The 12,993-nt window shown below is 49.7% G+C and carries 11 protein-coding genes; 1 reads left to right on the top strand and 10 read right to left on the bottom strand.

Annotation, left to right across the window (positions count from 1 at the left end):
• Window positions 1-30: 30 nt before the first annotated feature.
• The 10 genes from HJV72_RS12900 to HJV72_RS12855 all read right to left on the bottom strand — a co-directional run bounded on the left by HJV72_RS12900 (window position 31) and on the right by HJV72_RS12855 (window position 10,829).
• Window positions 31-2,412 (bottom strand): FtsK/SpoIIIE family DNA translocase, encoded by a 2,382-nt coding sequence (locus HJV72_RS12900; RefSeq protein WP_208071476.1) that lies wholly within the window; start codon window positions 2,410-2,412, stop codon window positions 31-33.
• A gap of 65 nt (window positions 2,413-2,477) precedes the next feature.
• Entirely contained in the window at window positions 2,478-3,176 is a 699-nt protein-coding gene (locus tag HJV72_RS12895; RefSeq protein WP_208071474.1) for a ClpP family protease, read from the bottom strand.
• A 52-nt stretch (window positions 3,177-3,228) separates the two neighbouring features.
• Entirely contained in the window at window positions 3,229-4,509 is a 1,281-nt protein-coding gene (locus tag HJV72_RS12890) for an O-acetylhomoserine aminocarboxypropyltransferase/cysteine synthase family protein (RefSeq protein ID WP_208071472.1), read from the bottom strand.
• Window positions 4,510-4,519: 10 nt separating this feature from the next.
• Window positions 4,520-5,284, bottom strand: a complete 765-nt coding sequence (locus HJV72_RS12885) for a CFI-box-CTERM domain-containing protein (RefSeq protein WP_243765629.1) — start codon at window positions 5,282-5,284, stop codon at window positions 4,520-4,522.
• Window positions 5,285-5,341: 57 nt separating this feature from the next.
• A complete protein-coding gene (locus HJV72_RS12880; protein ID WP_208071467.1) occupies window positions 5,342-6,073 on the bottom strand; it encodes a YebC/PmpR family DNA-binding transcriptional regulator in 732 nt (243 codons plus the stop codon).
• A 56-nt stretch (window positions 6,074-6,129) separates the two neighbouring features.
• Window positions 6,130-6,930 carry a hemolysin family protein gene (locus HJV72_RS12875; RefSeq protein WP_208071465.1) on the bottom strand — a complete coding sequence of 267 codons (801 nt, stop codon included), beginning with the start codon at window positions 6,928-6,930 and terminating at the stop codon, window positions 6,130-6,132.
• A gap of 24 nt (window positions 6,931-6,954) precedes the next feature.
• The gene (locus tag HJV72_RS12870; protein ID WP_049728041.1) at window positions 6,955-7,302 is read right to left on the bottom strand and encodes a type II toxin-antitoxin system PemK/MazF family toxin; all 348 of its coding nucleotides are present in this window, start codon (window positions 7,300-7,302) and stop codon (window positions 6,955-6,957) included.
• An 87-nt stretch (window positions 7,303-7,389) separates the two neighbouring features.
• Window positions 7,390-8,556: an alanine racemase gene (alr, locus tag HJV72_RS12865; RefSeq protein WP_208071463.1), complete on the bottom strand. Its 1,167-nt coding sequence runs from the start codon at window positions 8,554-8,556 to the stop codon at window positions 7,390-7,392.
• The gene (locus HJV72_RS12860) at window positions 8,557-10,056 is read right to left on the bottom strand and encodes an NAD(P)H-hydrate dehydratase (RefSeq protein WP_208071461.1); all 1,500 of its coding nucleotides are present in this window, start codon (window positions 10,054-10,056) and stop codon (window positions 8,557-8,559) included.
• 122 nt (window positions 10,057-10,178) lie between these two features.
• Entirely contained in the window at window positions 10,179-10,829 is a 651-nt protein-coding gene (locus HJV72_RS12855) for a redox-sensing transcriptional repressor Rex (protein WP_208071459.1), read from the bottom strand.
• 154 nt (window positions 10,830-10,983) lie between these two features.
• Here HJV72_RS12855 and HJV72_RS12850 point away from each other — a divergent pair, with 154 nt between their 5' ends.
• Complete coding sequence (locus HJV72_RS12850) at window positions 10,984-12,903, top strand: ABC-F family ATP-binding cassette domain-containing protein (protein WP_208071457.1); 1,920 nt, start codon at window positions 10,984-10,986, stop codon at window positions 12,901-12,903.
• Window positions 12,904-12,993 lie beyond the last annotated feature (90 nt).

The raw sequence follows: 12,993 nt of genomic DNA, 5'->3' as shown, positions 1-12,993 counted from the left end.
ACCATTTCCTTTCCATTTGATTATGTAAGCTTACTCTTCCATATAGCGTTCGAATTCATCGGCCGTCATAAGAATCTTCCTCGGCTTGGTGCCTTCCTCTCCGCCTACGACGCCTGCCTCGCACAGCTGGTCCATAATGCGTGCGGCCCTGTTAAAACCGATTTTAAATGTCCGCTGCAGCATACCGATGGATGCTTTTTCCTTTTCTATAATGAGGCGGCCTGCCTCCACAAAATACGTGTCGCGTTCCTCTCCTTCCGGTGCGCCGGCTCCGGCATAGCCTCCGGCCGCGCTCGTATTGACATGGTTCTCTATCTCTTCGCTGTATGCGGCGTCTCCATTATGGTCCTTCAGATAATCTACGACGCTCTGCACTTCCTTATCTGACACGAAAGCCCCCTGTACTCTGGCCGGCTTCTGGTAACCGGAAGGATAAAAGAGCATGTCTCCTTTTCCAAGCAGCTTCTCCGCTCCATTCATATCTATGATTGTCCGGGAGTCTACGCCGGAAGACACCGAAAATGCAATCCTAGAGGGCATATTAGCCTTTATAAGACCTGTAATAACGTTGACAGACGGTCTCTGGGTCGCGATGACAAGATGGATACCCGCCGCCCTCGCAAGCTGTGCGAGACGGCAGATGGCTTCCTCTACCTCTCCCGGCGCGACCATCATCAGGTCGGCCAGCTCGTCCACGATGATTACTATCTGCGGCATTTTCTCCGGCTTCCTGCCGTCTATCTCCGGCATATCAGGAACCTTGCCGTTGTACCCCCTGATATCTCTCACATTATATTCGGCAAATGCCTTATACCGGCGCTCCATCTCAGCAACAGCCCAGTTCAGTGCACCCGCCGCTTTCTTCGGATCTGTGACCACCGGAATCATGAGGTGGGGAATGCCGTTATATACACTGAGTTCAACAACCTTAGGATCCACCATGATAAGCTTCACTTCATCCGGTGAAGCTTTGTATAAGATGCTCATGATGAGCGTATTGATACACACCGACTTTCCGGAACCAGTGGCACCGGCCACGAGGAGATGGGGCATCCTTGCGATGTCTGTGACGACCGCTTTGCCGCCGATGTCTTTACCGGCTGCAAAAGAAAGCTTCGACGCGCTGTTTTTAAATTCCGCCGTCTCCAGCAGATCTCTCAGCATGACAGCGGCGTTCTCCTTGTTCGGAACCTCGATTCCCACGGCGGCTTTCCCTGGTATCGGCGCTTCAATTCTGATGTCCGCGGCAGCCAGGTTCAGCTTGATGTCGTCAGCCAGCCCTACGATTTTGCTCACCTTGACTCCCATCTCCGGCTGAAGCTCATACCGGGTAACAGCAGGTCCGCAGCTTACATTTGTAACCGTCACATTGACACCAAAGTTCTGGAGCGTCTGCTGCAGCTTCATCGCCGTCTCACGCAGCGCTGCATCCGTCTCTCCCGCGTTCTTCTTTCCCTTCGTCAGAAGAGAGATTGGCGGGTACTTATATGCCTTCTTCGGTCTGGACTCGGCAGCTGCAACGCTGGCGGCTACTCCGGCAGCCGCAGCGGCTATACCGGCTTTGTCATTCCTTTTCTCAGCCGTATGTGCAGGCCTGTCCATAACCAAAGCCTCTTCTTCTGTCTCAGGCACCGGCTCTTCCAGCAGTTCTGCCGGCTTCGGCATCTCGCCGCGGTTAATGACGAACTGCGGCTCTTCCTCATGTCCCTGCAGCGGATTATCAGACGGCGGTGCTGTCAGCTCTTTGACTTCCGGTGACTTTTTGGCAATCGTAGTATCAAAAGATACTCCTTCCACATGATGTGCCGTCCGCTTTTTCTCCGCCTGGCGCCCGCTGCGCTTCAAATCTCTCTCCGCTCTTCTTTCTTCCGCCTGCTCCCGCCTTTTCTGCGCATCTCTCCGGGCCTTGTCATAGGCTCTGTCTCCCTGCTTCTTGACTCCTTTAAGGGCTGACTTTCCGGTTATGATAACGATGCAGATTATCATCAATATGATATCGACAACATATGTACCTGCTGTTCCTATGGCCGGCACGAGCGCTCCCGCAAGCACTTCCCCAAGATCTCCGCCTCTGCCGTCTATCAGGTGAAGCAGCACACATACGAGGACAAGCAGTACCAGTCCCGTAACCGCCTTCATGTAAGCGGCAAAATTGCCTTTATTGGATACAATAAAGGCAACAAATCCAAACAGCACAAACGGAATCACATATGCTGCCCATCCAAATACATCTATTAGAAATGATGAAATGGCCGCTCCCACAAATCCGCCCATTCCAAAATTACTGATCAGAATCAGGATGCTGACGGCTAGTGTAGACCAGATGATGATTTCATCCCTCACAAAACTCTGTTCTTTGTTTTTTTTCTTTGTCTGCCGCGTATTCTTCCTCTTCTTTGACTTTGCAGCCATGATAGTTCCCCCTTATTTATTGGCACATACTATTTATAGTATAGCATCTTTAAAAAGGGCTGTCATTACATATTTTCGTGCTTTTTCTTTCGCTCTTCGTCTATCATTTCGTGCAATTTATGCAACGCCTGGCTCATGCCGCCGACCTCGTCTATGAGCCCTTCTTTCACGGCGTCCTCTCCCTCGAGCAGCGTGCCGACATCTTTTACAAGCTCTGTCGGATTGAGCATCAGCTTCTCAATTCGTTCCTGGGTCATATTGGAATGATCTGATAGAAACCGGGTTATCCTGTCCTGTGTGCGGAGCATGTTCCGAAGGCTCTGCTCCACTCCTATGAACATGCCGCTGGAGCGGACCGGATGTATAATCATCGTCCCGCTCGGCACGATGAACGAATACTGTGCCGACACTGCCAGAGGGCCCCCGATGGAATGGCTTCCGCCAAGGACGAGTGACACGGTCGGTTTGCTCAATGAGGCAATCATCTCTGCGATGGATAGGCCTGCCTCTACATCACCGCCAAGCGTATTGAGCAGTATGAGCATTCCTTCTATCTCTTCGCTGTCTTCTACTTCTGCCAGCATCGGCAGCAGATGCTCATACTTCGTCGCCTTCGTATTGCCCGATACGGCCTCATGTCCTTCTATCTCGCCGATGATGGTCAGCAGCTTGATGTGATGACTGCTCTTATTTTCATCCAGGTTAATGGTTCCCATCTCTTTGATTTGATCATTTTTCTGTTCTTCTTTTTCTTGATCTGCCATAAAAATAACACCTCCATACCATTTTTAATAGTATGGAGGTGTTTTGCTTATTTTATACTTGCATTAATGCCTGTTCAAGATCGGCGATGATGTCATCGATGTTCTCTATGCCTACGCTGAAACGAATCAGATCCGGCTGAACGCCCGCTTCCATAAGCTCCTGTTCGTTCATCTGACGGTGCGTATGACTGGCCGGATGAAGCACGCAGCTCCTTGCGTCTGCGACATGTGTCACGATAGCAATCATATGAAGGCTGTCCATCATCCTCACCGCCGCATCTCTCCCTTCTTTCAGTCCAAAGGTTATGACGCCGCATGTTCCGCCCGGCATATACTTCTGCGCAAGCTCATGATACTTATCTCCTGGCAGCGCAGGACAGCTCACCCAGGCGACCTTTTCATGATTTTGCAGATACTTTGCTGCGGCGAGCGCGTTCTGGCAGTGCCGTTCCATGCGAAGAGCCAGCGTCTCCAGGCCGATATTGAGCAGAAATGCATTCTGCGGCGCCTGTATGGAGCCAAGATCTCTCATGAGTTGTGCGGTAGCCTTTGTAATATATGCACCTTTGCCGAACCGTTCCGTATACACGATGCCATGATAGGTCTCATCCGGAGTTGTAAGTCCCGGAAACTTGTCAGCATGCGCCGCCCAGTCAAAATTGCCGCTGTCCACGATGGCGCCGCCCACGCTTGTGGCATGTCCGTCCATATATTTGGTCGTGGAATGGGTGACGATATCCGCTCCCCATTCGAAGGGACGGCAGTTGACCGGCGTTGCGAATGTATTGTCTACGATGAACGGTACTCCATGCGCATGTGCGGCTTTGGCAAACTTCTCAAAGTCCAGCACTACCAGCGCGGGATTGGCTATCGTCTCTCCGAATACTGCTTTCGTGCTGTCCGTAAAAGCCGCGTCAAGCTCTTCCTCCGTACAGTCCGGATCCACGAATGTGGCTTCCACCCCCATCTTCTTAATCGTGTGGGCGTACAGGTTATATGTACCTCCGTAGAGTGCCGATGCACATACGATATGGTCTCCCGCTTCTACTATATTCATGATAGCGTAAAAGCTGGCCGCCTGTCCCGAGGACGTAAGCATCGCAGCCACGCCGCCCTCCATATCGCATATTTTAGCAGCTACGGCATCGTTGGTCGGATTCTGAAGTCTTGTATAGAAATAGCCCGACTCCTCCAGATCGAACAGACGTCCCATCTGTTCACTATTGTCATACTTAAATGTGGTGCTCTGGTATATCGGAAGAATCCTGGGCTCCCCGTTTCCAGGCTGATATCCTGACTGGATACATTTTGTTTCTATTTTGTAATTGCTCATACAAGTCCTCCTATGAATATAAGTATTTTTTCTGCAGATTTCGGACCATGCGCTTATACAACTCTTTGCACCGCTCCTCTTCTCCAGCCTCGATGCAGCTGATACACGGGGCGAGACAGTTCTTGTACAGTTCCTCATATATTTCGTCAGCGTCGTTCTGCATATTGATAATCTGGACGATTCCCGGCGCGATGTCATAATACTCCTCCACGAGTGCCCGTCCATCCTCTGTGCCCAACAGGTATCCGTCCCTGTATGCACGCAGCGTCATCAGCTCATAACAGTCGTCCGGCTTGCCCTGCCGTTCGCAGACTGCCGTCGTGATGAAGCAGAAGCCTTTCTTGAAGCCCCCGGCAATGTCATCGTAGCTTGAATGGCCAAGAGTCAGCGTCGTGACGTGCTTTTCATTCCACACTTCCACCATACGCGACGCCACCTTTTCGCAATGTTCGTTGTGGGTATATGTAATCATCGGTACCACATAGACTGCCATATTCATATTGTAGTCTACGGAATTCCTCTCTTTTCTGCCCTTTGACAGGCCCTGCATCTTAACGATTGCGTAGTCAGGGATGACGCGGGCAAGTTCCTCAGCTACGGATTCTTTCTCCTCCTCCGGAGCTTCCTCGCACAGGCGGGCGATATCTGCAACCGTGCCTCTGAACTTGTCATAGCCATCCTTGAAAATGCCTTCATATGTCTTGCGTTTAAAATGTTTGATCTGCGTCAGCATCTCTTCAAAGAGCTGGATTAGTTCCTGCTTTGTCTGTTCCATAAGTCTCCTCTCTGGCAATGCCCTTGCAAGCAAGCATTGTTATTCGTCCCCGCACCGTTATTCGTCCCAGTTGTGGTAAACGTCTTGTACGTCGTCGTCATCGTCCAGCATGTCCAGTGTCTTCTGGATGTTCTGGATGTCTTTTGCATCCGTGAGCTCTACGTATGTCTGTGGAATCATCGTCACTTCTGCCGCCGCCATAGGGATACCGGCCTCTTCCAGTGCCAGGCGCACCGTGCTGAAGTCTTCCGGGGAAGTGACTATTTCGTAGCTGTCTTCTTCTTCAGAAAAATCTTCTGCCCCCGCGTCAAGCGCCTGCATCATAAGATCGTCCGCATCACCTTCATATTCTTCCTTGGATACGATGATCTGTCCCTTTTTGTCGAACATGAAGGACACGCAGCCCGGAGTCCCGACATTGCCGCTTCCTTTTGTAAATGCGTTCTTTACGTTCGTTGCGGTCCTGTTCCGGTTATCCGTCAGAGCTTCGACGATAATGGCTGTTCCGTTCGGCCCGTAGCCTTCATATGTAATATATTCATAGTTGGCGGCATTCGCGTCACCGTCCGCCTTCTTGATATTCCGGTCAATCGTGTCATTCGGCATGTTGTTGGCCTTCGCCTTGGCTATGACATCGCGCAGGCGGCTGTTGTTGGCCGGATCGGCACTTCCGCCTTCTTTAACCGCCACGGCAAGTTCCTTCCCGATCTTCGTGAAAATCTTGCCTTTGGCGGCATCATTTTTTTCTTTCTTATGTTTAATATTGGCAAATTTTGAATGTCCTGACATGTTCTAAATCTCTCCTTATACCTTATCTTTTCGCTGTTTCCCGCACTTTTTCTATTCTAGCACTCTTCGTTCAGTTTTTCAATCTTAACTCTTTCGATTGTATTATTATCTACGGAAAGAACAGTAAAGCGATATCCGCCGTATTCGATGATACATGTCTCCTCTTCTGACGGTATCCTGTCAAGCTGATCCACAAGAAAACCATTGAGCGTCTCGTACTCTTCCTTTTCAAAGGTCAGTGGCAGCATATCCTCCAGATCCTCCAGATCCGTCATGCCGCTGGCGGTGCAGCTTCCATCCGGGGCTATCTCGATCAGCTCCTCTTCCTCGTCATATTCGTCAAGGATATTGCCGACAATCTCTTCCAGTATATCTTCCATCGCTACGAGGCCTGATGTCTGTCCATATTCATCCAGCACGACTGCAATGTGGTTCTTCTCGGCCTGCATCTCCTTGAACAGCGTATCTATACTCTTTGTCTCCGGGATAAATGCCACCGGCCTTATGTAATCGCCAAGCTGCCTCACCGGTACCAGGCGCAGGTCCTCATTGAAATAGCATGTCATCGCTTCCCGGAGGTGTATCGTACCGATAATCTCGTCGATACCTTCTTCATATATCGGGAATCGGGAATAGCTTTCATCCAGCATGAACTGAAGCGCATCCGCAAGCTTCTCATTCCCGTCAATCGCCACGATATTCTTCCGGTGCGTCATGATGTCCTTTGCATCTTTATCCATATAGCGGAATATATTGCGGATCAATTCCGCCGCTTCCTTCCAGACTCCTTCATCCTCGACGTCCTCTTTGATCTGAAATATCTGTTTCATCCTCTGAAACAAACTGCCTTCTTCCATAACTGCTTTTCTATACTCCTTCTACTATGTATGAAGCTCGAAGCTGATCTTCAGCGCCTCATCTACTTTGTTCATTATCTGTTTGTCAAGGTGGCATACCAGATCCTTGAGCCTCTGCTTGTCGATGGTTCTCACCTGTTCCAGCAATATGACCGAATTCTTCACAATCTGGTATTTCTTTGCATCAATCTCTACGTGCGTAGGCAACTTCGCCTTGTTCATCTTAGATGTTATAGCGGCACAGATGACGGTCGGGCTGTGTTTGTTCCCTACGTCGTTCTGTATGATCAATACCGGCCTGATGCCACCCTGCTCTGAACCGACCACCGGGCTAAGGTCCGCATAATATATATCTCCTCGTCTAACCTGCACTCTATTTCACACTCCATTTTCTTAAGATAAGATTAGTATTTCCATCTTTTTCAAATGTATTCTATAGAGCTGCAGTAATACCGGGAATTATGCGAAATAATCCATCTGTTCTACGATATCGCCATGACGGATGAATTCTCTTGGAATCCTCTTTCCAAGGTCACATACGAATTCATAGTTGAATCTTCCGGAAAGCCTGCTCAAGGCTTCTACCGGAAGCTTCTCATCACCGTCATTTCCTACCAGTGTCACTTTGTCTGCATACTTCACATCATCTATCTCCGTCACATCAACCATGAACTGGTCCATGCATATGCGGCCGAGAATAGGTGCCTTCTTCCCATGAATCAGGACATATCCCTTATTGGAGAGGCTTCTTGGATATCCGTCTCCATACCCTACCGGTATCGTTGCTATCCTAGTCTTCCTGTCTGTAATATATGTGCCGCCGTAGCTCACCGGGGTACCTGCCTCTACCCACTTCACGTGTGCCACATGGCTGATAAGCTCCATGGCCGGTTTCAGCGGGACATTTTCCTTGTGTACTTCCTCAGACGGATACAGGCCATAGGTAGAGATGCCGGCACGGACCAGATCCATGTTCGCCTCCGGCACATCGATGATTCCCGCACTGTTCGAACAGTGGTAATACTGGAATGTTACCCCTCTTTGTGCAAGGGTCTCTTTCATCCATACGTAGTTTTTAATCTGTTTTTCGGTAAAAGACTTATCTATCTCATCTGCTTTCGCAAAATGTGTGTACATTCCTTCCAAAGCCAGGTTCGGCATCTTGCTTATACGCTCGATTATTTCCGCCGTCTCTTCTTCAATCATAAATCCAAGTCTTGACATCCCTGTATCCAGCTTAATATGAATATATGCCTGTTTTCCCATTTTGACCGCAAGTTCAGATACCTCACGGGCCATTTCTTCCGTATACAATGTCATGCGGATGTCGTGTTTTATCATTTCCTCCCGTTGATCCGGAAAGATGCAGCCCAGTACGAGCAATGGCTTTTCAATTCCTGCGCGGCGCAGTACTAAAGCTTCGTCAAGCGTCGCGACCGCGAATCCCCACATATACTCTTTCGGAGAGAGCATTTTTGCTATCTGCACCGCTCCGTGTCCATAGCCGTCCGTCTTCACGACACCGAGCATCTTAACCCCTTCTCTGACATTTCGTCTCATCATCTCTATATTATATTCCACCGCATCCAGGTCTATCCTGGCACACACTCTGTTATATGCTTTCATCTATCTGTCCTCCTGTTCTTTCATTGCCCGGCCGGCATACTCGATCAGATCAGATGCCATGACGCTGTAGCATCCTTTATCCAGACATGCAAGTTCCCCTGCCCGGCCGTGCAGATACGTTCCAAGCTCCGCTGCTTCTCTGAGTCCCAGCCCCTGTGACAGCAGGCCTGCTATCACACCTGCGAGCACATCGCCGGAGCCTGCCTTCGCCATGGATGCATTGCCTGACAGGTTCACGTACGGCTGCCTGCCCGCCGACATGGTGACTGTCCGTGCGTCTTTCAGCACGCAGGTGACGCTGTACTCTTCTGCAAAGTCCCGCAGAATCTGCATTCTCTGTGATCTGAGCTCCGGGATGTCCTTCCCTGTCATACGGGACATTTCTTTCATATGCGGCGTAAAGATAAAGTTCTCATGGCGCAGCCGGTCAAGATATTTCTTGTGGTCTGCAATCAGATTCAGCCCGTCTGCATCTATCACGCATGGCACTTCTACATTTTCCATCACTGTCCTGAGTATCTTCCTCGACTTGTCACTCGTCCCGATTCCAGAACCTACGCTCACTACATCTGCCCGGTTCAGCAGCTTGAGCAGTTCGACTTCATCGTAAAAGTCATATGTCTTGATAACCGCTTCCGGCAGAAGCGTCTGCAGTATGACGCGGTTATCCTCCGACGTATATATCTGTACCAGTCCGGCTCCCACTGTATAGGCCGCCTTGGCGTTCAGGAAAGCGGCCCCGGACATGCCCTTGCTCCCTGCGATGATCAGCACCTTCCCATATGTCCCCTTGTTGGAATCGGCCCTGCGCTTAGGAAGGAGGCGCTTGTAATCGCTTTCTTCATATGTAAAGGCCGTACCGCTCTCTTTTTTGACCTCTGATGCATCTATACCGATATCTGCAGTCACTACTTGCCCCGCGTATTCCTTTCCCGGATATAATTCAAGTCCAAGCTTCCTCTCCTGGAACGTCACTGTAGCGTCGGCCCTAAAAGCCGTCCCCATGACAGAGCCGTTGTCCGCACACACGCCGGACGGAATGTCTACCGCCAGCCGGTATCCCTCTGAGCGGTTCATGGCTTCAACAAGTTCCCTGTACCTCCCTTCGAGAGTACGGTTTAGTCCGACGCCAAACAATGCGTCCACGATGATGCTGTACCGGCCTTCTGCATAATCTGTGGCAATCTCAGTTCCCGTCTGCCGCAGACGCTTTATCTGTTCCTTCGTCTCCCGGGAACACTGTCCTTCGTCCCCTGCGAGGACAGCTGTGACCGTATGCCCTTTTTCCGTAAGCATCCTTGCGATAGCAAAGCCGTCTCCTCCGTTATTGCCGGTTCCGCATACGACACATGCCTCCGACAGGTCCAACCTGCTGTCTTCCATGTAGGCCACGCATGCCGCCGCGGCACGTTCCATCAGATCTGATGGAGGAATCTGAAGCTGCTCAATCGTATATTGATCTGCGCGCTTCATCTGGGATGCATTCAGCAGATATTTCATACCTCTCACCTCCTGTTATTTTGCCGGTCTTTTCTAGCCTGCGAAAAGTTCCGGTATATAAAAGAACGTGTAAAGACAAGCCTGTTCTGCACATGCCCATCATTACACGTTTTTATACTTCTTTATTTTTTATCGCTATGTTCTTCGTTATAACGGCCTATGTTATAGGAGAGCCTCATAAGACTCTCGATAAGGTGAACATTTTCGACGATAATATGGTCCGGCAGGTTCAGATCCGTATGTGCAAAATTCCAGATTGCCCTTACCCCATTATCTACCAGGAGATTCGCGACTTCAATCGCCTTGTCTTTCGGGATGGTCAATACGGCAATCTCGACATTGTTATTCTGGACAAAATCTTTCAGCTCATCCATCATACGAATCGGCACGCCTCTGATTGATACTCCGTTTAACCTGGGATTCACATCAAAGATTCCTTTTAAGATAAAGCCCCGTTTTTCGAATGCAGCGTAATTCGCAAGCGCCTGTCCCAGATTACCGGCTCCGATGATGACGATATTGTGATTTTCTTCCAGGCCGAGAATCTTGCCGATTTCTGTATATAGATACTTTACATTATAGCCATATCCCTGTTGTCCGAACCCGCCAAAATTGTTGAGGTCCTGACGAATCTGGGATGCTGTAACTTTCATTCTCTTGCTCAAATCATTGGATGATATTCTTTCAACTCCGTTTTCCAGCAGTTCCCCCAAATATCTGTAATATCTTGGCAGCCTCCGAATCACTGCCTGAGAGATTTCTCTTTCTTCCACTAGCCCACTCACCTTCCTGTTACGTTCTAAAAAATATTATATAGAATTGTCACTTCAAAGTCAAACTTTTAGTTGTATTTTGTCCTATTTTCGATATAATGAATGTTAGCAGAGCCTGCTTTTAAAGCAATGCAGGACGATGCAGGAGGACGTTATGATACTAGCATGCCATGGAATGAATAAAGCATTTGGAGAAGATGTCATCGTAAAAGACGCTTCTTTTCATATAGAGGACTATGAAAAAGCCGCCCTCGTGGGACCGAACGGCGCAGGGAAATCCACCATACTGAAGATGATAGTGGGGGAACTTCCGGCGGATTCCGGGGACGTCATCCTCACGAAAGGCAGGACGATCGGCTATCTCGCGCAGCATCAGGATATGTCGGGCGGCAGCACTATCTACGAAGAAGTAAAGACAGCCAAGGCGGACGTCATAGAGACGGAACGCCAGATACGCGCGATAGAGCTGGAATTGAAGCATCTCGAAGGAGATGCTTTAAAAGCGCGCCTGGATACATATAACCGTCTCACCGCCGTCTTCGAGCGCGCCAACGGCTATGCCTACGAAAGCGAGATAACCGGGGTCCTCAAAGGGCTTGGATTTGACGAGACGGATTTTGCAAAAAAGGTCGACACACTATCCGGAGGGCAGAAAACGAGGGTTTCTCTTGGCAAGCTCCTGCTGACGAAGCCCGACATCCTTCTTCTGGATGAGCCTACCAATCATCTTGACCTCAATTCCATCGCGTGGCTGGAAACATATCTTTTAAACTACCAGGGTGCGGTACTCATCGTCTCCCATGACCGGTATTTCCTGAACAGGGTCGTCACGAAGGTCCTTGAGATTGAACTGGGGACGTTGTCCGTCTTCCTTGGCAATTACAGCCAGTATGCCGAAAAGAAGAAGATGATTCGTGACGCGAAGCTGAAAGAGTACCTGAACCAGCAGCAGGAAATCAAGCACCAGGAGGCGGTCATCGAGAAGCTGCGCTCTTTCAACCGGGAAAAATCCATCAAACGGGCAGAAAGCAGGGAAAAGATGCTTGCCAAGATGCAGCCGGCGGAAAAGCCTCAGGAGGCCGTCACAGAGATACATCTTTCCCTCGAGCCTTCCTGCGTGAGCGGAAATGACGTGCTGAGCGTTGAGCATCTGAGCAAATCTTTCCCTCCCCAGCACCTTTTTTCCGACATAAGCTTTGATATCAAGCGCGGGGAGCATGTCGCTGTCATAGGTGATAATGGTACAGGCAAGACGACGCTGCTTAAGATACTTAACAACGTAATTGGCGCGGACAGCGGAACCTTTACGCTTGGAACGAATGTACAGATTGGCTATTATGACCAGGAGCACCATGTGCTTCATATGGAGAAGACCATTTTTGCTGAGATCTCCGACGATTATCCGAAACTCACCAATACGCAGATACGCAATATGCTGGCAGCATTCCTGTTCACAGGTGACGACGTGTTCAAGCTGATCGGCGACCTGAGCGGCGGTGAGAGGGGGCGCGTATCGCTTGCCAAGCTCATGCTCTCGGAAGCGAATTTCCTCATCCTTGACGAGCCGACCAACCATCTGGACATCACTTCCAAGGAAATCCTGGAAAAGGCTCTGAACGATTACACCGGCACTGTGCTGTATGTGTCACACGACCGTTACTTCATCAACGAGACTGCCACCAGGATTCTGGATCTGGTCAACCAGACTTTCGTCAACTATATAGGCAATTATGATTATTATCTGGAGAAGAAAGAGGAACTGACCGCGGTATATGCAAGAACCGGGCAGTCGGATGATCCATCGGCAGCACCGGAAGAGGTGTCCGAATCTAAACTGAGCTGGCAGGAGCAGAAAGAAGCCCAGGCAAAAGAGCGCAAACGCCAGAATGACCTCAAGAAGACCGAGGAACGCATCAGCAGTCTGGAAGGACGGGACGCCGAGATAGACACGCTCATGACACAAGAAGAGGTATACACCAATTCGGTACGCTGCCAGGAACTGGCAGCAGAAAAAGCTTCCATTCAGACAGAACTCGAAGAATTGTATATAAAATGGGAAGAATTGGCCGATTAATTTCATAGGGGTCAGACCCCTGTTAACACAGGGGTCGACTTTGTCAAGTTAAGTGTGTAAATTTTATATTTTATTTTGGCAGCTGAATCT

The sequence above is a fragment of the Extibacter sp. GGCC_0201 genome (genome assembly GCF_017566055.1).
Lineage (GTDB): Bacteria > Bacillota > Clostridia > Lachnospirales > Lachnospiraceae > Extibacter.
Note: the sequence above shows the minus strand (reverse complement) of the source record. Positions and strands in the feature narration are given on the sequence as shown.

Excerpts from the sequence above, each read along its gene's own strand:
- HJV72_RS12890 (WP_208071472.1), bottom strand. The coding sequence starts at position 4,509 with ATGAGCAATTACAAAATAGAAACAAAATGTATCCAGTCAGGATATCAG.
- HJV72_RS12850 (WP_208071457.1), top strand. The coding sequence starts at position 10,984 with ATGATACTAGCATGCCATGGAATGAATAAAGCATTTGGAGAAGATGTC.
- HJV72_RS12895 (WP_208071474.1), bottom strand. The coding sequence starts at position 3,176 with ATGGCAGATCAAGAAAAAGAAGAACAGAAAAATGATCAAATCAAAGAG.
- HJV72_RS12880 (WP_208071467.1), bottom strand. The coding sequence starts at position 6,073 with ATGTCAGGACATTCAAAATTTGCCAATATTAAACATAAGAAAGAAAAA.
- HJV72_RS12860 (WP_208071461.1), bottom strand. The coding sequence starts at position 10,056 with ATGAAATATCTGCTGAATGCATCCCAGATGAAGCGCGCAGATCAATAT.
- alr (WP_208071463.1), bottom strand. The coding sequence starts at position 8,556 with ATGAAAGCATATAACAGAGTGTGTGCCAGGATAGACCTGGATGCGGTG.
- HJV72_RS12875 (WP_208071465.1), bottom strand. The coding sequence starts at position 6,930 with ATGGAAGAAGGCAGTTTGTTTCAGAGGATGAAACAGATATTTCAGATC.
- HJV72_RS12885 (WP_243765629.1), bottom strand. The coding sequence starts at position 5,284 with ATGGAACAGACAAAGCAGGAACTAATCCAGCTCTTTGAAGAGATGCTG.
- HJV72_RS12900 (WP_208071476.1), bottom strand. The coding sequence starts at position 2,412 with ATGGCTGCAAAGTCAAAGAAGAGGAAGAATACGCGGCAGACAAAGAAA.